Origin of the sequence: Micromonospora sp. NPDC023633 (genome assembly GCF_040640035.1) — a bacterium.
GTDB lineage: Bacteria > Actinomycetota > Actinomycetes > Mycobacteriales > Micromonosporaceae > Micromonospora.
Genome location: NZ_JBFABB010000043.1, coordinates 32440 through 52133, shown reverse-complemented (window position 1 = coordinate 52133; position 19694 = coordinate 32440). Strand labels below are relative to the sequence as shown.

19 protein-coding genes and 1 pseudogene are annotated in these 19694 nt (G+C 73.8%); 13 read left to right on the top strand and 7 right to left on the bottom strand.

The window, feature by feature from the left end:
- The coding region (locus tag AB0G13_RS15830; RefSeq protein WP_357874466.1) for a bifunctional 3'-5' exonuclease/DNA polymerase at positions 1–1435 on the top strand (1435 nt) is incomplete at its 5' end.
- Positions 1436–1450: 15 nt separating this feature from the next.
- Here the strand turns inward: AB0G13_RS15830 and AB0G13_RS15825 are convergent.
- Positions 1451–1864, bottom strand: a complete 414-nt coding sequence (locus AB0G13_RS15825) for a helix-turn-helix domain-containing protein (protein ID WP_357874463.1) — start codon at positions 1862–1864, stop codon at positions 1451–1453.
- A gap of 81 nt (positions 1865–1945) precedes the next feature.
- Here AB0G13_RS15825 and AB0G13_RS15820 point away from each other — a divergent pair, with 81 nt between their 5' ends.
- From AB0G13_RS15820 to AB0G13_RS15805, 4 genes are all read left to right on the top strand, one after another.
- Positions 1946–2758, top strand: a complete 813-nt coding sequence (locus AB0G13_RS15820) for an NAD(P)H-binding protein (protein WP_357874461.1) — start codon at positions 1946–1948, stop codon at positions 2756–2758.
- A 195-nt stretch (positions 2759–2953) separates the two neighbouring features.
- On the top strand, positions 2954–3547 hold the full coding sequence (locus AB0G13_RS15815; protein WP_357874458.1) for a nucleotidyltransferase family protein: 594 nt from the start codon (positions 2954–2956) through the stop codon (positions 3545–3547).
- A 110-nt stretch (positions 3548–3657) separates the two neighbouring features.
- Positions 3658–4185 carry a hypothetical protein gene (locus tag AB0G13_RS15810; protein ID WP_357874455.1) on the top strand — a complete coding sequence of 176 codons (528 nt, stop codon included), beginning with the start codon at positions 3658–3660 and terminating at the stop codon, positions 4183–4185.
- The gene (locus AB0G13_RS15805) at positions 4182–5246 is read left to right on the top strand and encodes a phosphotransferase (RefSeq protein WP_357874452.1); all 1065 of its coding nucleotides are present in this window, start codon (positions 4182–4184) and stop codon (positions 5244–5246) included. The genes AB0G13_RS15810 and AB0G13_RS15805 overlap by 4 nt, the downstream gene beginning before the upstream one ends.
- A 17-nt stretch (positions 5247–5263) precedes the next feature.
- Here the strand turns inward: AB0G13_RS15805 and AB0G13_RS15800 are convergent, their stop codons facing one another.
- The 3 genes from AB0G13_RS15800 to AB0G13_RS15790 form a co-directional block, all read right to left on the bottom strand.
- Entirely contained in the window at positions 5264–6073 is an 810-nt protein-coding gene (locus AB0G13_RS15800) for a metal-dependent hydrolase (protein ID WP_357874450.1), read from the bottom strand.
- 210 nt (positions 6074–6283) lie between these two features.
- Positions 6284–7612 (bottom strand): glycosyltransferase family 4 protein, encoded by a 1329-nt coding sequence (locus tag AB0G13_RS15795; protein ID WP_357874447.1) that lies wholly within the window; start codon positions 7610–7612, stop codon positions 6284–6286.
- A gap of 140 nt (positions 7613–7752) precedes the next feature.
- Positions 7753–9696 carry an amylo-alpha-1,6-glucosidase gene (locus AB0G13_RS15790; RefSeq protein ID WP_357874445.1) on the bottom strand — a complete coding sequence of 648 codons (1944 nt, stop codon included), beginning with the start codon at positions 9694–9696 and terminating at the stop codon, positions 7753–7755.
- Between the two features lie 42 nt (positions 9697–9738).
- Between AB0G13_RS15790 and AB0G13_RS15785 the strand changes: the two genes are divergently transcribed.
- From AB0G13_RS15785 to AB0G13_RS15760, 6 genes are all read left to right on the top strand, one after another.
- Positions 9739–12447: a glucosidase gene (locus AB0G13_RS15785; protein WP_357874442.1), complete on the top strand. Its 2709-nt coding sequence runs from the start codon at positions 9739–9741 to the stop codon at positions 12445–12447.
- Positions 12448–12593: 146 nt separating this feature from the next.
- The gene (locus tag AB0G13_RS15780; RefSeq protein WP_357874440.1) at positions 12594–13175 is read left to right on the top strand and encodes a TetR/AcrR family transcriptional regulator; all 582 of its coding nucleotides are present in this window, start codon (positions 12594–12596) and stop codon (positions 13173–13175) included.
- A gap of 242 nt (positions 13176–13417) precedes the next feature.
- Positions 13418–14125 (top strand): HAD family hydrolase, encoded by a 708-nt coding sequence (locus tag AB0G13_RS15775; protein WP_357874438.1) that lies wholly within the window; start codon positions 13418–13420, stop codon positions 14123–14125.
- A gap of 686 nt (positions 14126–14811) precedes the next feature.
- Positions 14812–15063 carry a hypothetical protein gene (locus AB0G13_RS15770; protein WP_357874435.1) on the top strand — a complete coding sequence of 84 codons (252 nt, stop codon included), beginning with the start codon at positions 14812–14814 and terminating at the stop codon, positions 15061–15063.
- Between the two features lie 361 nt (positions 15064–15424).
- Positions 15425–15670, top strand: coding sequence for a hypothetical protein (locus AB0G13_RS15765; protein WP_357874433.1), 246 nt, complete (start codon positions 15425–15427; stop codon positions 15668–15670).
- A 130-nt stretch (positions 15671–15800) separates the two neighbouring features.
- A complete protein-coding gene (locus tag AB0G13_RS15760; RefSeq protein ID WP_357874430.1) occupies positions 15801–16511 on the top strand; it encodes a hypothetical protein in 711 nt (236 codons plus the stop codon).
- 864 nt (positions 16512–17375) lie between these two features.
- Here AB0G13_RS15760 and AB0G13_RS15755 read toward each other — a convergent pair.
- Positions 17376–17483 (bottom strand): annotated as a pseudogene (locus tag AB0G13_RS15755) (IS630 family transposase); the annotation flags it as partial.
- A 3-nt stretch (positions 17484–17486) separates the two neighbouring features.
- Between AB0G13_RS15755 and AB0G13_RS15750 the strand changes: the two are divergent.
- Entirely contained in the window at positions 17487–18203 is a 717-nt protein-coding gene (locus tag AB0G13_RS15750; protein WP_357874475.1) for a hypothetical protein, read from the top strand.
- Positions 18204–18234: 31 nt separating this feature from the next.
- Here the strand turns inward: AB0G13_RS15750 and AB0G13_RS15745 are convergent, their stop codons facing one another.
- A complete protein-coding gene (locus AB0G13_RS15745; RefSeq protein WP_357874428.1) occupies positions 18235–18510 on the bottom strand; it encodes a hypothetical protein in 276 nt (91 codons plus the stop codon).
- Between the two features lie 47 nt (positions 18511–18557).
- Entirely contained in the window at positions 18558–18989 is a 432-nt protein-coding gene (locus AB0G13_RS15740) for a hypothetical protein (RefSeq protein ID WP_357874425.1), read from the bottom strand.
- A 217-nt stretch (positions 18990–19206) separates the two neighbouring features.
- Here AB0G13_RS15740 and AB0G13_RS15735 point away from each other — a divergent pair, with 217 nt between their 5' ends.
- The gene (locus AB0G13_RS15735; RefSeq protein WP_357874422.1) at positions 19207–19683 is read left to right on the top strand and encodes a hypothetical protein; all 477 of its coding nucleotides are present in this window, start codon (positions 19207–19209) and stop codon (positions 19681–19683) included.
- The last annotated feature ends 11 nt before the right edge of the window (positions 19684–19694 follow it).

Here is a 19694-nt window from a genome sequence, read left to right as displayed (position 1 = left end):
CGCCGTGCTGGTCGTCGACAGCCGGGCCCCGCACCGGCACGCCGACGGCGAGTACGCCGCCCGCCGCGCATCCTGCGAGCCGGCCGACCCGCCGCCCCGCCCGGCCGCGCCGCCCGGCCACGGCCAGGGCGCGCTCTTCGACGCCCTGCCCGGCCCGCCCGGCCCCGGCATCGAGGCACTGACCCGCGTCTACGCCGACCAGCTCGCCCGGATCGCCGCGACCGAGCATCCCGGCCGGTTCCGGCTGCTGGTCGCCGCCGAGTCGGCCGGCGCGCTGATCGCGGTGGAGATGGGTGCCGCCGGGCTGCCCTGGCGGGCCGACGTGCACGACCAGCTCCTCGCCGAGCTGCTCGGCGAGCCGTCGCCGGTGGGCGGCCCGCCCCGCCGGCTGGCGGAGCTGGCCGCGCGGATCGCCGATGCGTTCGGCGTACGCCAGCTGCACGCCGACTCCCCGGCGGAGCTGTTGCGGGCGTTCGCCCGGGCCGGCGTGGAACTGCCCAACACCCGGGCCTGGGTGCTGCGCGGGGTGGACCACCCGGCGGTGCCGCTGGTCCTGGAATACAAGGAGCTCTACCGGATCTGGACGGCGCACGGCTGGGCCTGGCGCGACGCCTGGGTGCGCGACGGCCGGTTCCAGCCGGAGTACGTCCCGGGCGGGGTCGTCTCCGGCCGCTGGGCGACCCGGGGCGGCGGCGCGTTGCAGATCCCCAAGGTGATCCGCCGGGCGGTGGTGGCCGATCCGGGCTGGCGGTTCGTGGTCGCCGACGCCGGCCAGCTGGAGCCGAGGGTGCTCGCCGCGGTCTCCGGCGACGCCCGGCTCGCCGCCGCCGGTGGTGCCGGCGACCTCTACGCCGCCCTCGCCCAGGACGCCTTCGGCGGCGACCGGCCCCGGGCCAAGGTGGCGCTGCTCGGCGCGATGTACGGGCAGACCGGCGGGGCGGCCGTGCCGGCGCTGGCGGTGCTGCGGCGCAACTACCCGACGGCCTTCGGCTACGTGGAGGCGGCCGCCCGCACGGGGGAGGCCGGCGGGCTGGTGCGTTCCTGGCTGGGGCGCACCTGCCCGCCCGGCACCGCCGGGTTCGGCGACGCCGACGCCGACCTCCCCGACGGCGGCGGCGATCCGCAGTCGCCGCGGGCGCGGGCGGCCCGGTCCCGGGGGCGGTTCACCCGCAACTTCGTCATCCAGGCCACCGCCGCCGAGTGGGCCTCGACCCTGCTGGCGACGCTGCGCGGCCGGCTCGCCGGCACCGGCGGCGAGCTGGTCTTCTTCCAGCACGACGAGGTGGTCGTGCACTGCCCGGCGGAGCGGGCCGACGCGGTCGCCGACGCGGTCACCCGGTGCGGCGAGCAGGCCGCCGCGCTGATCTTCGGCGACACCCCGGTCCGCTTCCCGCTGGACCTGTCCGTCGTCGACTGCTACGCCGACGCGGCGTGACGGCTCCCGCCCGGGTCAGGAGACGCCGGCTCCGGGGTTGGCGGCGTCCCACGCGCGCCGCGACTCGGCGATGGCGTCCTTGTGCGCCAGCGACCAGTCGGCCAGCTGCCGGACCAGGTGGGTCAGGCTCCTGCCGCGCGCGGTCAGCTCGTAGGTGACGGTCACCGGGACGGTCGGGTACGCGGTGCGCAGCACCAGGCCGTCGCGCTCCAGGCGGCGCAGGGTCAGGGTGAGCATCCGCTGCGAGATGCCGTCGATGGCCCTTTGCAGCTCCCGGAACCGCCGGACGCCGGAGGAAAGCTCGACGATCGCGAGCACCGACCACTTGTCGCCGATGCGGTCGAGCACGTCGCGGATGCCGCAGTCCGGGTGCTCGGGCAGCCCGCACGGTTCGAGCGCGTCGGTTACCGCCGTGTGCCCTACCGACATCGAAGTGCCTCCTTGTGGCCGCTGCCGTGGTTCCCGACGATGAGGCTAGTTCCGATTCGGTACCACCGAAAGGCTCACCTGATGCTGCTCGTCACCGGCGCCTCCGGGCACCTGGGCTCCCTCATCCACGCCGGGCTGGTCGAGCGGGGCCTGGCTCCGCTCGCCGGCACCCGTACCCCCGGTCGCTTCGGCGCCGCCGGGCGGGTGGTGGACTTCGACGACCCGGCGGGGCCGGACCTGGCGGGCGTACGCGTGCTGGTGCTGGTCTCCGCCGGCTACGGCGAGGACGACGTCGTCCTCGCCCGCCACGACCGGGTGATCGCGGCCGCGGAGCGGCACGGCGTGGCGCACGTGGTCTACACGAGCCTGGTCGGCGCCGGCGACCACCTGGCCTTCGCGCTCGCGCACCGGTGGACGGAGCGTCGGCTGCGGGAGAGCCGGCTGGGTTGGACGATCCTGCGCAACGGGCTCTACGCCGAACTGTTCGGTCAGCTGGCCGCCCCGGTCGGCGGGGCGGTCACGGCCCCGTTCGGCACGGGGGCGCTGGCGGCGGTGGCCCGGCAGGACCTGGCCGACGCCGCCGTACGGGTCGCCGCCGACCCCGCCGCGCACCGCGGCCGCACGTACGAGCTGACGGGGCCCGTCGCGCTCACCGCGGCCGGTCTCGCCGCTGAGCTGGGGGTGCCCTACCGCCCGGTGTCGCTGGGCGAGCGGCGTTCCGCGCTGGCCGGCCCGGGACTGCTGCCGTTCCAGCCGGCCATGCTCATGTCCATCTACTCCGCCACGGCCGCCGGGTTCCTCGCGCAGACCCACGGCGACCTGGCGCGCCTGCTGTCGCGTCCGCCCCGCGACCCGATGCCGGCCGCGGTCGCCGCCGCCGGGGCGCCGTCCTGACCGTCCGCCCAGCCTCCCACGCGCGGCCCGGGGAGGTTCCGCCCCGGTAACAGTTGCACTATTTTCCCTTTTCGCCCCGCTACCCGGTCCGCCTTGTCCTCGTTGCTCCCGATGTCCGTACGACGGAGCGGGCCGTGCCCTCGCGCCACGGCCCGCTCCACGGTGGAGGGGGCCCAGCTGAACCGGATCGCAGGAATGATCATCGCCGCGGGCGGGGGGCGTCGCATCGGCGGCCCGGAGGCGCTGCTGCACCAGGGAAAGAAGCCCCTGGTGAACCAGATGATCGACACGATGACCGAGGCGGGCTGCGAGCGGATCGTGGTCGTGCTCGGCGCCGCGGCCGACCAGGTCCGCGAGACGGCGGACCTGAGCCGGGCCACGGTGGTGATCAACAGGGCGTGGGGGACCGGCGTCGGCTCGTCCATCCGGGCCGGCCTGGCCGCGCTCGACGACGAGGGCATCGAGGCGGTCGTGGTGGTGCCGGTCGACATGCCCGGCCTGACCGCCGCCGCCGTGCGTCGGGTGGTCGCGCTGCCGTACCCCGACGTGCTGGTGTGCGCGACCTACGACGGGCTGCGCGGCTACCCGATGCTGTTCGGGCGTCGACACTGGTCCGGCATCGCCACCCTGGCCAGCGCGGACGTCGGCGCCCGGCCGTACCTGCTGGCGCACAAGGACCAGATCGTCGACATCTCCTGTGACTCGGTGGCCGACGGCAGCCGGGTCGACACCCCGGAACTGATGGCGCTCTACGGGCTGACCGTCCCGCCCCAGCGCGTCGGCGTCTGACCCGCCCCCACGGCGGCTGGTCCCTCCGCTAGCGTCGGCGGGGCGCGGCACCCGTCGCCGCGCGCGACGCCGGCCGGCTGGTGGCCCGCCGGCCCCGGGGAGGCCCGCCGATGATCGGAACGTTGACCCGGCACGTCGCCGGGGCGGTCGCCGCCTGGCTGGTGTACGTCGCCGAGGGGTGGGTCGGCCTCTTGGCGCGGCTCGCGTTGGCCCTGGTCGCCGACGCCGGCCCGGGCGGGCCACTGGCCAGGCCCTTCATGGTGCTGGACGCCGCCCTGCCGGGTGCCGTCCTGGTGCTGCTCGTGGTGGTGCCGGCGGTCGTCATCGGCGACGTCGCCCTCGCCCGCCGTGGCGCGTTCGCCCGCACGCTGGCGGCCTGCGGGGTGGCCGTGTTCCTCGTCGGCCTGTACGTCGCCGGCATCGCGGCCGTCACCGGGGCGGTCGTCGCCGACGCGGCGCTGGCCTGGTCTCTTACGACGGCGGTCGTGCTCTGCCCGGTGGTGGTCCACGCGGCCGTGGTGCGGGGGTCGCGGGCGGCGACCGGGTGGCTGGCCCGCTGGCGCCGCCCCGGCCCGCCGGCCACGATCGCCCCGGCCGCGTCCCCGGTGGACCGTCCCGGCGGTGCCACGACCCCGTGACCGCGTCCCGCCCGCCGACCGACCTCGTCCCCGCCGACGTCCCGGCCGAGCAGCTCACCCACAACACGCTCAACGGGGTGACCGGCGGCATCTGGCGCACCCGCCGCGACGGCCGGCCGGCCGTGCTGAAGCTGGTCACCCCGCCGGGCCGCCCCGGGCCGGCGCACTGGGCCGGCAGCGACGAGCCGGGGCACTGGAACTACTGGCGCCGCGAGGTCGAGGCGTACCGCAGCGGCCTGGCCGCCGCCGCGTACGCCGACGCCGGGCTGGCCGCGCCGACGCCGCTGGCGGTCGACGAGCGGCCGGACGGCTCGGTGGCGCTGTGGCTGTCCGAGGCGGTCGGCCGGCCGGGCGTCGCCTGCACGCCCGCCGACCTCGGCGAGGTGGCCGTCCGGCTCGGCGCCGGGCACGCCCGCCGGCTCGGCGACCCCGAGGCGCGGGACCTGCTGCCCGGCGGTCGCCCGCCGGGCTGGTTGGCGCGCGACTGGCTGCGCGACTACACGCTGAGCCGGCCGGTGGCCGCGCCGGTGCCGTGGGAGCACCCGGTCGCCGTCGCCGCCTGGCCGCGCCCCCTGCGCGACGTGCTGCGGGCGCTGTGGGAGCGGCGGCACGAGGTGCTGGCCGCCACCGACCGGCTGCCCCGTACGCTCTGTCACCACGACTGCTGGCCGATGAACCTGGTGTTCGCCGCCGGCGGCCCGGTGCTGCTGGACTGGTCCGGCGTCGGCCCGGGGCCGGTCGGCGAGGACGCGGCCAACCTGGTGCTGGACACCTTCCTCGACGGGCTGGTCGACGTCGCGCTGCTCGACGAGGTGGCCGCCACCGTGGTCGACCGCTACGCCGAGGGGCTGCGCGGCGCCGTCGCGTCGGAGGCGGTGGCCCGGGCCGTCCGGCTCACCGGTGCGGCCAAGTACTTCTGGCTGGCGCCCCTGATGCTCGGCCGGCTCGGCCGCTCCGCCATCAGCGCCAACTACGACGCGCGCGACGAGGCCGGCATGATGGCGGGCCGCCGGCCCGTGCTGGAGCTGCTGGCCCGCTGGGCCGCCGAGGCGTGGGACTGACCGGCCGGGGAGAGCCGTCAGACGTCGATGTTGAAGCGTTGCAGCACCGACGGGGCGACCAGCCCGGCCGCCGCGAGCACCGAGATCGCGGTCAGTACGGCCCGGACGACCACCACCTCGGTCTTGCTGCCGGCCCGCAGTGCGATCTTGTTCGGCAGCCCGATCGGCGTCCACATCCGGCGCTTGATCGGGATGGGCCAGAGGATGGGCACCCCGGCCCGGGTGATCATGTCGCCGAGGATATGTACGAAGCAGCCCACCCCGACGGCGGTGCCGATCAGCGGATAGCCCCGGCCGCCGGGCAGGTTGGCGAAGGTGTACCAGGCGGCGGCGGCCGACGCGAGGGTCACGATGACCCAGCCGGCGCGTTCCGCCCACTTGTCGAACAGGCCCCGCAGCGCCAGCCCGAACATGAAGAACAGGATGCCGATGACCGCCCACTTGCCGTACGCGGCGCAGAGCGTGGTGGTGCCCCAGCCGACCAGCAGGGTGAACGGGATGGTGTGGGTCAGCGTCCGGTGGCCGTTGTTGCGGCGCGGATCCTTGCTGAGCTTCGTCGCGTAGTAGACCCCGAGCGAGATTTTCTCCATCACCTCGGCGATGAAGAGCGAGAACACGCCGAAGGTGCGGGCGACCGTCGCCCCGCCCTGGTTGCGGGTCACCTTGCCGGACAGGTCGAGGTCGGGGAAGAGCGCCCCACCGGCACAGACCGCGGTGCCGACGGCGAGCTCCAGCGGGGACTGGTGGTAGTCGGCGAAGTGCTGCAGCGCCCAGGACCCGGCCAGCCACACCGCCGCGCCGGACAGCGCGTGGGACGGTCCCATCATGTCGGCTCACCCTCCCCAGGGATCTTGAGCGCCAAAACTACGCCACTGTAGTTCGCCGGTGCGGCGCAGGGGCATCGCCCGGACGGTCCACGAGGGACGGTGGCGGGGAGGGGGTGGGTGGCTCCGCCGCACCGGCAGGAAGTATGCCGTGCCGGGCGGCGGACGGGGCCGGTCTGTCGGCCACCGGACTGCGGAGGCGGCGCGGGCCGCTCAGCAGGCGCCGCCGACGGCGAGCAGGTTGCCCTCGGGGATGGTGATCTTCTGACGGGCCCCGCCGAGCCGGGCGGCGGCGCGTCGGGCCTGCGTCGGGCCGTGCTCGCGGCACGCCGTCGCGTACGTGCCGGCGGTCCGGGCGGCGATCGTCGCCCAGCCGTACCGCTGGCCGACCATGGTGCGCGCCCGCCGCGCCACCCGCCTGGCGAAGACCTCGTCGCCGAGGAGCTGGTCGACCGCCTCGCCGAGGGCGCCCGGATCGCTGTGCGGGAAGGTCACCCCGGTCACGCCCGGTTCGACGATCTCCGCGAGGCCGCCGGTGCGGGCCACGGCCAGCGGCGCGCCGGCCGCCGCGGCCTCCAGGGCCACCATCCCGAACGGCTCGTAGAGGCTCGGCACCACGGTCGCGTCGGTGGCGCCGAGCAGCGCCGGGAGCCGGGTCGAGTCCAGGAAGCCCGCGAAGCGTACGGTCTGCCCGAGCGCGAGGCGGCGGGTCTCCTCCTCCAACTCGGCGCGGTAGGGGCCGTCGCCCGCGATCACCACCCGCAGCCCGGGGTGCCGGTCGCGCAGGTACGGCACGGCGCGCACCAGGTGCTGCACGCCCTTCTCGTAGACCAGCCGGCCGGCGTACCCGACGAGCGGGCCGTCGCCGGCGAACCGGGCCCGGGCGGCGGTGACCGCCCCCGGCCGGGCGCGCCAGGCCCGGTCGTCGACGCCGTTGGGCACCACGTCGATCTGCCCGGCCGGCACGTCGAAGAGCGTGGTGACCTGGTCGCGCATGTAGCCGGAGCAGGCGATCACCCGGGCGGAGGCGTTGCTCAGCCAGTGTTCGACGCCGTGGATGGTGCGGTTCATCTCCTCCGGCAGCCAGCCCTGGTGCCGGCCGGCCTCGGTGGCGTGGATGGTGGTCACCAGGGGCAGGTCGAGGTGCTCGCGCAGGGTCGTCGCGGTGTGCGCGACGAGCCAGTCGTGGGCGTGGATGACGTCGTAGGAGCCGGCCTCGGTGGCGCGCAACGCGGCGCGGGTGAGGGTGTGGTTGAACGCCATGGTCCAGGCCAGCAGGGAGGAGGTGGCCAGCGGGAAGGTGACCGGGTCCTCGGCGGCCCGCAGGATCCGGACGCCGTCGGCGTACTCCTCCAGGGGTGCGCCCTCGCTGTGCCGGGTGACGACGGTGACCTCGTGCCCGGCGGCGGCGAGGGCGACCGACAGGGCGTGCACGTGCCGGCCGAGGCCGCCGACCAGGACCGGCGGGTACTCCCAGGAGAGCATCAGCACCCGCTGCGGCCGGGCGGGATGGATGTCGATCACGTCGGCGTCAGGTGACATGCGGCCCCCTTTGAGTTGTCCCCGAGTGCGCGCCGACGGCACGGGAGCGGTGCCCGTGACCGGTCGCGACTGGATCGGGACCCATCCTGCTGGTGGCTGGCTAACCAGCGGAGACGACGCCGTTGCGGTCGTGTAAAGCGCTACCGGCCATTCCTGCGGGCGCGCAGCAGCTCGGCGACCGACCACGCCTGGAACGGGCATCCGGTAGCGGCGTGCGGCGCGAGGCCGTCGGCCGTCTCACTCACCGATCCTAGGCCATATTCGGTCAGATGGGCCTCGATGCCGACGAAAAGGTCATCGACCGGCATCTTGGCCCGCCGGGCGGCGTCGGCGTACGGGCCGAGCAGCCAGGGCCAGACGGTGCCCTGGTGGTAGGCGCCGTCCCGCTCCGCCGGACCGCCCCGGTGCCGCCCGACGAACTCGGGCGAGTCGGGGGAGAGGCTGCGCGGGCCCAGCGGGGTGAGCAGCCCGCCGGCGACCCGGCGCAGGGTGGGCTCGTCGGGCTCCAGCGGGGCGTACGGCAGCGACCAGGCCAGCAGCTGGTTGGGGCGGAGCAGGTCGTCGTCGTGGTGCGCGGCCCCACCCAGCGGGTACGCCGGCGCGGGCGCGTCCACCACGTCGTGCAGCCAGCCCGTCGGGGCCGGGAACCGGTCCCGGAAAGCGGCGCGGGCCCGCTCGTGCAGTCGCCACAGGTCGCCCGCGTCCCGCCCCGCGAGTTCGGTCAGCTCGGCCAGGCCGGCCAGCCCGTTGATCCAGAGCGCGTTGACCTCCACGGGCTTGCCCGTGCGCGGAGTCACCGGCACCCCGTACACCCGGGCGTCCATCCAGGTCAGCGCCGTGCCCGGGGTGCCGCCCTGGGTGAGCAGCCCGTCGGCCGGGTCGACGGCGATGCCGAACCGGGTGCCGGCCAGGTGCGCGTCGACCACCCCGTGCAGCGCGGGCAGCAGCTCGTCGCCGAGGTCGGTGTCGCCGGTGACGGTGACGTGCCGGCTGACCGCGTGCAGGAACCACAGGGTCGCGTCGACGGTGTTGTACTCCACCCGCCCGGTGTCGGCGGTGTTGGCGAGCATCCCCTCCGACAGCGTCGCCGCGTACGCCCGCAGCAGCTCCCGGCCCTCGTCGGCCCGGTTCGTGCAGAGGAACAGCCCCTCGTAGGAGATCATCGTGTCCCGCGACCAGGCGCCGAACCACGGGTAGCCGGCCACCACGTCCGGCCCGGTGGCCGTGCCGACCACGAACGCGTCGGCGGCCAGCGCGAGCGTCGCCTCGACCGGGTCGACCGGCTTCGCCGCGGCCACCACCCGCCGGTTGCGGGCCCGGGCCGCCGCGACCACCTCGGTCGCCGGGGGCGGCTTCTCGGTCAGCTCGCCGGCCCAGGCGAGCACCGACACCGTGTCGCCCGGGCGCTCCAGCCCGCCGGAGAACCGGCCCGCGTACCAGAGGTCCTCGTCGGGGTTCAGGCCCCGCGCCGCCTCCTCCCGGTGGTGCGCGCCGAGCCACCACTGGCCCTGCGGGGTCCAGTCCGGCCCGGCGAGCCGGAACGCGCCCTCGACCACCGCCCCGCCCGGCACCGGCTCCACCCGTGGGGCCGGGCCGTCGGCGCGCCGTTCGCCGTGCGCGTCCCGCCAGGTGCAGACCGCCGCCAGGTCGAGGCGCACCGGCCCGCCGGAGACCAGCCGGTGCACCACGGCCACGCAGGAGCGACCGTGCGTCATCGCCAGCTCCCGCTCGATCACCACGTCGCCGATGCGCCAGCGCCACCGGGGCAGGCCGTCGGTCAGCTCGAACCGCTCCAGCAGCTCGAAGCCGCGCGGGTCGACGTCGCCGGAGGCCCACTCGTGCGCGCCCAGGCGCACCCGGGCGCCGGAGGGGAACAGCACGGCCGGGTCCAGGCCGACCAGTCCCACCCGGCGGGACGCCGGCGTCTCGCCGGCCACCACGAGCAGGCCGTGGTACCGGCGGGTGCGCAGCCCGCTCACCGTGCCGGTGGCGTAGCCGCCGAGACCGTCGGTGACCAGCCACTCCCGGGCGGCGCCGCCGCTCAGGTCGCCGCAGACCTGCGGACCGAAGCGAATGTCGATCAACTTTCCTCCACCGGCGGCGGGGTGCAACACGCCACGACGAGAATGGCTCCTGTGGTGAAGTCCCCCGGTGGCGTCGAAGATGTGCGAGTGATCACCGACGTGCCACCCCCCGACGACTCCGCGCCCGACCCCGAACGGCTCCGGCTGACTCAGGCCGACGCCGGGGAGCAGGACTGGCGCGCATGGGGTCCCTATCTGTCCGAGCGGGCGTGGGGGACGGTACGGGAGGACTACAGCGAGCACGGTACGGCCTGGGACTACTTCCCGCACGACCACGCGCGGTCCAGAGCCTACCGGTGGAGCGAGGACGGCATGGCGGGCGTCTGCGACGACCGGCAGACGTTCTGCTTCGCCCTCGCCCTGTGGAACGGGAAGGACCCGATCCTCAAGGAGCGGATGTTCGGCCTCGGCGGCGACGGCGGCAACCACGGCGAGGACGCCAAGGAGTACTGGTGGTACGAGGACTCCACCCCCACCCACTCGTGGATGCGCTGGCGGTACCACTACCCGCAGGCCGCCTTCCCGTACGACGAGCTGGTCGCCGTGAACGCGCTGCGCGGCCGGGACGACACCGAGTACGAGCTGGTCGACACCGGCATCTTCGACGACGACCGGTACTGGGCGGTGACCGTCGACTACGCCAAGGCGACACCGACGGACATGTGCGTCGTCGTCACCGTCGCCAACCGGGGCGACCGGGCGGCCACCCTGCACGTGCTGCCCACCCTGTGGTTCCGCAACACCTGGGCGTGGGGGCTGCCCGGCGGTGAGCGGGTGCCCCGGCTGGTCGGCGAGGGATCGCGGCTCGTCGGCGAGCACCGGGTGCTCGGCCAGCTGCTGCTCGAGGGCGACGGCGAGCCCACGCCGCTGCTCTGCGACAACGACACCAACGCCGAGCGGCTCTGGGGGCTGCCCGGCCGCTCCCCGTACCCGAAGGACGGCATCAACGACCACGTGGTCGACGGGGCCCCGACGGTCAACCCGGCCCGGGAGGGCACCAAGGGCGCGCTGCACTACGTGCTGGACGTGCCGGCCGGGGCGCAGCGGCGCATCCGGCTGCGGCTGACCCGTACCGCCCCGCCGCCCGGCGGCACCCCGCCGCCGCCGGCGGACCTGGGGGACGGCTTCGACGCGGTCCTCTGGGCCCGGCGGGCGGAGGCGAACCGGTTCTTCGCCGGGGTGATCCCGGCCGCCGCGACCCCGGACGAGGCACTCGTCGCCCGGCAGGCGATCGCCGGGCTGATGTGGGGCAAGCAGTTCTACCACTTCGACGTCAAGCGCTGGCTGGAGGGCGATCCCGGCTCCGCGCCCCCGCCCTCCGGCCGCCGGCACGGGCGCAACAGCGCCTGGCGGCACATGACGAGCTTCGACGTGATCTCCATGCCGGACCCCTGGGAATATCCCTGGTACGCGGCCTGGGACCTGGCCTTCCACTGCGTCAGCATCGCCCGGGTCGACCCCGGCTTCGCCAAGGAGCAGCTGCTGCTCCTGCTGCGGGAGTGGTACCTGCACCCCAACGGCCAGATCCCCGCGTACGAGTGGGCGTTCGGCGACGTGAACCCGCCGGTGCACGCGTGGGCGGCGCTGAAGGTCTTCGAGATCGACGGCAGCCGGGACCACGACTTCCTGGCCCGGGTGATGCACAAGCTGCTGCTCAACTTCACCTGGTGGGTCAACCGCAAGGACACCGGCGGCAACAACGTCTTCGAGGGCGGCTTCCTCGGGCTGGACAACGTCGGCCCGTTCGACCGGTCGGCGGCGCTGCCGGTGGCCGGGGTGCTGGAGCAGTCCGACGGCACCGGCTGGATGGCCATGTACGCGCTGAACCTGCTCGACATCGCCGTCGTGCTGGCCGAGCACGACCGCACCTGGGTCGACACCGCCACCAAGTTCTTCGAGCACTTCGCCTACATCGCCGCCGCCGCGTACGAGCAGGGCCTGTGGGACGCCGAGGACGCGTTCTTCTACGACGTGCTGCGGCTCGCCGACGGCACGAAGGTGCCCCTGAAGGTCCGCTCGGTCGTCGGCCTGCTGCCGCTGGCCGCGACGACCCGGCTCACCGCCCGCACCCTGCACCGGCTGCCCGAGCTGCACGCCCGGCTGCGCTGGTTCCTCACCAACCGCCCCGAGTACGCCGACGTCATCGGCGCCCGGCGGCTCGGGCCCGACGGCCGCCAGCACCGGCTGCTGTCCATGGTCGGCCCGGAGCAGATCGTCCGGCTGCTCGCCCGGATGCTCGACACCGACGAGTTCCTCTCCGAGTACGGCCTGCGCACGCTGTCCCGGGCCCACCTCGACAAGCCGTTCTCGGTGACCCTCGGCGGCCAGGAGTTCAGCGTCGGCTACGAGCCGGCCGAGTCGACCAGCGGCCTGTTCGGGGGCAACTCGAACTGGCGCGGCCCGATCTGGATGCCGACCAACTTCCTGCTGATCAGCGCGCTGCGCGACTACGCCGCCTTCTTCGGCGACGACCTCCAGGTGGAGTATCCGACCCGCTCCGGGGTGAAGCGGACCCTCGACGAGATCGCCGACGACCTCTCCGCGCGGCTGATCTCGCTGTTCACCCGCGACGGCTGGGGCCGTCGGCCGATCTACGGCGCCGCCCAGCTCTTCCAGACCCACCCGGACTGGCGGGACCTGATCTGCTTCCCCGAGTACTTCCACGGTGACAACGGCGCCGGGCTGGGCGCCTGGCACCAGACCGGCTGGACGGCCCTGGTCGCCGACCTGATCCTCACCCTGCGCCGCTGAGGCCGGGACGCCCCCGACGGCGGGCGGCCCCGGCCGGGGCCGCCCGCCGTCGGGCCGGAGCCGTCGTGTCCGAGAAGCACCTGCCGGAGAGTCGCCAATCCGTCGCGAGCCCGGCACGGGCGGTGACGCTCACTAGCATCGGCGGGGTGTCGCCAGCAGACGGAGCAGACGCCGAAGCGGCCGAGCGTGAGCGCGTCGTCCTCGCCGCCCGGGAGCTGGCCGAGGCCGAGGGGTGGGCGGCGGCGACCCACCGCCGGCTGGCCGAGCGGACCGGCGTCGACATCGAGGCCCTCTACCGCCGTTTCCCGGACCCGGCCGCGCTCATGTCCGCCGTGGCGGTGCGCGGCTTCGCCGACCTGGCCGCCGCGCTCGCCGCCGCCCGGGCCACCACCACCGGCGGGGCGGACGGCGGCGACTGGCCGGCCGTGGTGGCGGCCTACCTAGACTTCGCGTACGCCAATCCCGAGGTCTACGACGCGATGCTCGCCCACACCTCGGACCTCACCCTGGGCCGCGACCCGGGGCCGGGCGCGCCCGGGGCCGCCTTCGCCGAGCTGCGCGCCGCCCTGGCGCCGCTGGCCGCCGGCCGCGATCCCGACACGCTCGCCGAACTCGGCTGGGCGCTGCTGCACGGCACGGTCATGCTCACCCGGGGCGGGCGGCTGCGCCCGGACAAGCAGGAGCAGCGCGAGGACATGATCATGGCCAGGCTGCTCGCCGGCCCGTGAGCCCGGACATCCGGCGGCTCGCCACCGGCGCCCCGCCAGCCGACCCCGACGACCCGCCGCCGCCCGCTCGGACGGCGCCTGTCGTCACCGTGCTGCCGGCCACTCGGTCGGCGTCCGACGCGGCCGGCAGGGGCGTGCGGGCGGCCGCGGCGAGCGGAGGCGCGGCCCCCGCCGAAACCCGGCTGACCGGGCCGGCGGGGCCGCAGTACCGTGGCCCCCGGCCACCACGGGGAGGACAAGTCATGGGGAACACGACCCGTCGCCGCGACGGGCAGGTGCTCGTCTTCGACGCCGACGACACGCTCTGGGAGAACAACGTCCTGTTCGAGCGGGTGATCGACGACTTCCTGGAGTGGCTGGACCATCCGACCCTCGACCGGGCCGAGACCCGGGCCATCCTGGACGACATCGAGCGGGCCAACGCGGTGGCGCACGGCTACGGCAGCAAGGTGTTCCTGCGCAGCCTGGGGGAGTGCCTGGAGCGGCTTCGGCAGCGGCCCGCCACCGAGGCGGAGCGGCGCGAGATCGAGGACCTGGCGGCGGCCCTGGTCGCGCACCAGGTGGAGCTGATGCCCGGGGTGGCCGAGGCGCTGGACGCCCTGGCCACCCGACACGAGCTGTTGCTGCTGACCAAGGGCGACCGCGAGGAGCAGCAGCGCAAGCTCGACGCCTCCGGGCTGCTGCACCACTTCCGGGCCGCGCACATCGTGCGGGAGAAGGACGTCGACACCTACCGGTGGCTGACCCGGGAGCACGGCGTCGACCCCGCCGTCACCTGGATGATCGGCAACTCGCCGAAGTCCGACATCCGGCCCGCCCGCGCCGCCGGGCTGAACGCCGTGTTCATCCCCAACGAGAACACCTGGGTGTTGGAGCACGACGAGCTGGATCCGGCCGACCCGGGGGTGCTGCGGCTGTCCGCCTTCCCCGATCTGCTGCGCCACTTCTGAGCCCGTGCCCGCGCGTGGGGGAGCGGCGCGGGGCGCACCGAACACAGTGGCCGCCTCGACCGGAAACAGCGCTTCTCCACAGGGCCGCGTTACGTCGACATGCCGCTTTTTCACCTTGACATCAATCACCCTGGGTCGGCCCCGGTCGTCCTTGTCGGGGCCCCGGCGGCACGCCTAGCCTGATTCGGCGCTCACGGCTCTTCGGGGTGAGTCGGGAGCGTGCCGAAGTCCGGCAGGTGGGCACCATGGAGCTGAGTGCAGGCGGCAGGCTCGCCGCGTTGAGCCCGGCGTGGGCGGCGTGCCACGCCCACGCGCTCATCCGGTGCGTCCGCTACCACGCCGGACGGCTGGGGGCAGGACCGGGGAGTTGCGGCCCCGGTCCTGACACCCTCGGCGGATCGCCCCTCCGCCACGCCGCCTGACGGCGGAACACCTGCTGCCACCGGAGCGCGCGCCGGCCGCCCGCTGGCCGGAGAACCTCCGGCCCGCCGACCTGGTGATGCCAACCGTCGATGCCCCGGCGACGCGTGACCGGGGAGGCCGCGGAGCGCCCACCGCGGGCGTCGCCACTTCGTTCCGGCGGTCGTGGACCGACCGATCCTCCCGGTAGCCGGACGATAGCTTTTGGTATGCGCGGCCCTCCTAGCTTCTACCCGTCGTATTGGCCCCCGACCGGAGGGTGACGGGTGAAGAGGAAACTGCGAGGGCCGCTGATCGCGGGCCTGGTGGTGGCGTTGGCCGCCACCGTGGGCGGGACCCAGGTCCTGTCGGACCGGAAACCGGAGAAGGCCGCGACCGCGGCGAAGGACGACGGCCTGCTGTCCCGGCTCGGCGGCGCGGCGAAGGGGCTGGTCGACAGCGGCTCGCGCCCGGCGAGGCCGGAGGTGGGCGGCGCCGGCCTGGCGGTGCAGGAGAAGGCGCCGCAGGCGAAGGTCTGACCCCGCAGAAGCGGGTCAGGGAGCTCCCCGGCAAGCGCTCTAAATGGACAGGATGTACGTCCGGGCTACAACTTCTTCAGTCAGGTGGCGGCCTACGGGATGTCCCTTGGTCCGGCGAGGCCCTGCTCCGGATGCCTGATCATGTGAGGGCGCTGTCGGGATGGCGGGTCATCTCGGCATCGCTGCTGGTGACGTCGTTGGGGTTGGCGGCCTGTCAGGCCGCCACCCGCCCCAGCGAGAGCGTGCAGCGGTGTGCCCGAGGGCTCACCATCGACGAATATGCCCAGACGCAGCAGTACGAGGACCGGACCTGGTTGGAAGTGGGATTCGTTGTCCGGCATCGACAGGCGGAGCGGAGAAGGTGAGGCTCGATCCGGCCGGGGAACTGTCACTGGCGCCGGTTCCGCAGCGGCCGAGTGGCCCCTATGTGGTGATTGCCGAAGGCGAGGTGCGGTTGGCGGCCGACACTTGCTCGGTCACCGTGAAGAAGTTGAAGCAGGGTCTCGAACCGCCGGGACACCTGGGTCTCTCACCGGCGCAGTCGGCTGCCGTGGCTGGCGGGGAGAGCGAGATGATCATCTTGATGATCGGCCCGGAGACGACCTGACGAGATGACCTCTCGAAGTGCTCTGGAGTTGGTCGGTCGGGTGGTGGCGTACATCTTCGTACGCCACTACCCGCTCCATAGGATGCGACCCCGGGGCCCACGTTCTGACGTGTAGCAGGAAGGAGGGCCCATGGGCGAGGGCGAGGGTTCGGCGGCCGGGTACCCCGGTTTCGTCGTGATGCGACCGGCTCGCCTTCTGCCGAACGTCGGCACGCTCAAGCGCATCGCCGTGGCAAAGCTGGCCGGCATTCGGATGGTCAGCGCCTCCTTCTCGGGGGACCGACTCCTGTTCCAGCCCTGGCTGACGGCCATGATCGATGAGGGCCCGCGTGTTTCCGTCACGGGGGTCTACCGGACCGACTCCCTGCCGGGACAGGAGTCGGAAGAGACCGGACCGACCTTCTGCTTGAGAAAGTCCACCTGGCTGCGCGACGCCGACCTCGCCTCGGCGAGGAAGGCAGCCGACCTCAGGTCGTATCTGTCGAGCGATGGGCAGGTGGAGGACGTCTTCACATTTGTCAACCGCAGTGCCGGTCTCGAGGTGATCCGTGACACGGAAGCATTCATCGCTGCCGTGAATGAGGCGGAGTTGACCCTGCGTGCCGTCGACCGGGCCGATGCCCGGTGGGAGTTCGTCGGCATCAAGGTGGCTGGCGAGGTTCGTGCCCTCGGCGTCGAGTACTCGCCGCTGACGACATCCATCGATCTGATCGAGTCGGCGCTTCCGGGATGGTTGGCGTCGGTCGACCGGGCTGTGGGTGTTCCGGGATTCGAGCCGGACGGTCCGCTCACGATCAGCATCGACCGATCGGTGCCGGAGCTCGTGGGCCAGACAGGATGACCGGACCGTTGTGACCCAGAGGGTGGGCTCGCCGCTGCGGTGGGCCCACCCTCATGTTTCGTCGTCGGACGGTTCCTGGCGTGACAGGCTGAGCGGGGTCGAGGCACCTCCATCCAGCGGACGGCTGTTCCCCGAACGACTGCCGGTGACCCGCCGGGGCCGGTGGGTCACCGGCGGTCCTTCAACATAACTGTAAACAACGTTCCCGGAAGCCAGGTGGCCTGTTGAGTTTGCGAGAATTGGAAGAAGCTCTCCCGGCCTTGCAGTGTATCCGGACAGATGGCCGTCGGTTCATTGACTGGGAGTTCATCCGACGCGAGGTGGGTGCTATTTTCCCCTCGGACTTCGTTGCCCTCGCGGAGGCCTACCCGTCCTTCACGGTAGACGACTTCCTGGGCCTGCACATACCGTCCCCCGGAGAGGAGAGATACTTTATTCGCGGCATGCAGGAACTGCTACGTAACCTGGCTGGCTTGCATGACGCCGGGATGTCGCACGGGTATGTTCCATTCCCCGCTCCCAATGGTCTTATCCCATGGGGCGACTCGGCAGAAGGTGACGTCTTCTACTGGCGGACAGTAGGCATCGACCCAGAGTTGTGGACTGTCCTCGTCAGCGGCCATAACGATGACTGGAATGAATACAATGGGAGCCTGACCCGCTATCTCGCAGGGAAGATACGCGGGGACATTCCCCCGGAGGCGGACGGTCTACCGCCAAATTTTCCCAACCCATCGCCGGTCATCGAGGCTGACGCATAATTGGCTTCAACGGGTCGAGTCGGCGTGCACTCGTCGTAGTTCGGGCCGTAAGGCAATGGTCAGTCGGAGAAATGCCGGCGGTTCACAAGTCGCTAGTGCCTCGTCATGCAGCCTTGAACGGGTAATCTGGGTGGCGGATCTTGGAGCCGGTGGCGAATCCGGATTTCGGTTTGGCGCGGTGGTTGCGCCAGCGGATGTAGTCGCCGATGGCGAGATGACGCCGGGTGAGGTGCTGGCCCGGGTGCTGCGCGCGATCGGGGTCACCCGCGCCGCCCAGGTCCTCCCGCTGCTGCCGGCCGGGCCCGGACCGGGCCTGGTCGTGGTCGGACAGCGCCGGCTGGGCAGCCTGGACGGCGTACGGCGGGTGACGCTGCGCCCGCTCGCCGCCCCCGGCGCGCGCGAGCTGCTGGCGGCGCTCGCCGCAGCGGAGCGGCTGGCCGTCGACCCGGCCGCCACCGGCGAGCTGGTCCGTCTCTGCGCCGGATCGGTGCTCGCGCTGCGCGTCGCCGGCACGCGCCTGGCGGCCCGACCGGGCATGTCGGTGGACGCCCTGGTCGGTCAGCTCGCCGACGGGCGGGAGCGGCTGGACCTGCTGGACTACGAGGACCTGTCGGTGCGGGCCAGCCTGACCACCGTCGTCGCCGCTGTCCGCGCCGACGACGAGGTGGCCGGCCGCATTCTCGCCCTGCTCGGTGCGACGCCCGACGCCCTGCTCCAGCCCGAGCGGGTCGCCCGGCAGCTCGGGATCTCCGCCGCGCGGCTGCACCGTACCCTCGACGACCTGGCCGACGCGCACCTGGCCAGCCGGGACGAGCACGGGGTCCACCGGCTGCCGGCGCTGGTCCGGGAGTACGCCGCCGAACTGGCCGGCGAGCCGGCCCTCCCGGCGCACCCGCTGACGGCGTGGCGGGGCGACCCGGTCGCCGCCTGAGGGGCCGCCGGAGAGTCCTGGCGCCCGTGCCTCAGGAGACCTCGCCGCGCACGATCGCCACGGCCACCCGGCAGAACTCGTCCATGTCCGGGTTGAAGCCGGCGGCGATGTCGGGGTGCAGCCCCGAGCGCGTCTCGTCGAGCAGCCGCTGGCAGATCTGCTCCACCGGCTCGCCGGCGTAGCTGGCGCTGATCCGCTCCGTGGCGGCCTGCAGCGCCGAGGTCAGCTGGTCCTCCAGCGGGCCCTGCAGCTTCTGCTGCACGGGATCGAGCCCGCGAGGGTTCAGCGTGACATGTGGCTCCGACATCGGCGCTCCCTTCGTCGGCGTCCGCGGTACCCCACCGCGGCCGTCGGTCAAACCACGTGCGGTACGGCGGCCACCCGGACCTGGTACGAGAAGTCCTCCGCCGGCTTCTCCGCGTACGACAGCCGGCGGATCTGCCGGTCGTCGTCGTAGAGGGCGACGTCCACCAGGACGCCGAGGTGCGCCAGGCCGATGCTGGCCACCCGCTTCTTGTCCTGGAGCACCGCGCACACCCCGCCGAGCAGGCTGCTGGCGTCGGAGGTGCGGTGCCCCGGCGGGCAGCGCAGCACGAGGTCCACCTCGACCGGCCCGGACAGCGGGGTCCAGCCGGCGCGCTGGGCCGCGGCGCAGGCCGCCTGGAGCAGGGCGCGGACCCTCGTCGCCTGCCGGTGCCCGGCGGCGAAGATGGACAGCGCCTCGGTCCTGACCGGCGGCAGGCCGCCCACCTCGAACGTCAGGGCGAGAGCGCGGGTGTCCTGCACGACGGCACCTCCTCGTTGGGGACGATCCTGCCCAACCGGTCCGGCGGCGGAGGGGGATTCCCGCGAGAACCCACCGATCGGGGCGCTCCGCCCGCCCCTGGGTGGCCGCCCGCCCACCCCCGTTGTCGATCATGAGGTTGGCCGGGACGAAACGGACGAGACGCACCGCCAACCTCATGATCAACGAGGTGGGGCGCGATCTTGTTACGGTGGGGCCGTGGCGGATGGGGCGACCAACTGGGCGATGAGGTTCCTGCTCTGGCTGGGGCTTCCCCTCCTCGCACTCCTCGGGCTGGCCCTCGGCGTGCCCGACGTCGCCCCGGCCTGGCAGGCGAAGTCCGGTGGCGGCACGGCGGGCACCTTCACCGCGCTGCACGAGAGGTGCGGCCGCAACTGCGTCTGGCACGGCGACTTCGTCCCGGACGGGGGCGGGACGCCGCGGCACGACGTCGTCGTCTACGACGGGCCGGAGAGGCTGACCCCGGGGGCCACCGTCGCGGCCCGCGACACCGGCGCCCGCAGGGGCGTCTTCGCCGCCCGGGGCGGCGACACCTGGTTGCTCTTCACCGGGCTCGCGGCGGCCGGCGCGCTCGCCCCGATCGGCTGGGTGGTCCTGCTGGTACGCGCCATGACCAACCGGCGCCGGGTCAGGCCCGGGCCGGGGGCAGCCGGTCACCCCGTCTCGCGCGGGTAGGGCGCCCCCGA

Bases quoted from the DNA above. Each gene is read 5' to 3' on its own strand.
- AB0G13_RS15750 (WP_357874475.1), top strand. From the start codon at position 17,487: ATGACGCCGGGTGAGGTGCTGGCCCGGGTGCTGCGCGCGATCGGGGTC.
- AB0G13_RS15800 (WP_357874450.1), bottom strand. From the start codon at position 6,073: ATGATGGGACCGTCCCACGCGCTGTCCGGCGCGGCGGTGTGGCTGGCC.
- AB0G13_RS15745 (WP_357874428.1), bottom strand. From the start codon at position 18,510: ATGTCGGAGCCACATGTCACGCTGAACCCTCGCGGGCTCGATCCCGTG.
- AB0G13_RS15825 (WP_357874463.1), bottom strand. From the start codon at position 1,864: ATGTCGGTAGGGCACACGGCGGTAACCGACGCGCTCGAACCGTGCGGG.
- AB0G13_RS15810 (WP_357874455.1), top strand. From the start codon at position 3,658: ATGATCGGAACGTTGACCCGGCACGTCGCCGGGGCGGTCGCCGCCTGG.
- AB0G13_RS15775 (WP_357874438.1), top strand. From the start codon at position 13,418: ATGGGGAACACGACCCGTCGCCGCGACGGGCAGGTGCTCGTCTTCGAC.
- AB0G13_RS15820 (WP_357874461.1), top strand. From the start codon at position 1,946: ATGCTGCTCGTCACCGGCGCCTCCGGGCACCTGGGCTCCCTCATCCAC.
- AB0G13_RS15815 (WP_357874458.1), top strand. From the start codon at position 2,954: ATGATCATCGCCGCGGGCGGGGGGCGTCGCATCGGCGGCCCGGAGGCG.
- AB0G13_RS15795 (WP_357874447.1), bottom strand. From the start codon at position 7,612: ATGTCACCTGACGCCGACGTGATCGACATCCATCCCGCCCGGCCGCAG.
- AB0G13_RS15785 (WP_357874442.1), top strand. From the start codon at position 9,739: ATGGCTCCTGTGGTGAAGTCCCCCGGTGGCGTCGAAGATGTGCGAGTG.
- AB0G13_RS15760 (WP_357874430.1), top strand. From the start codon at position 15,801: ATGGGCGAGGGCGAGGGTTCGGCGGCCGGGTACCCCGGTTTCGTCGTG.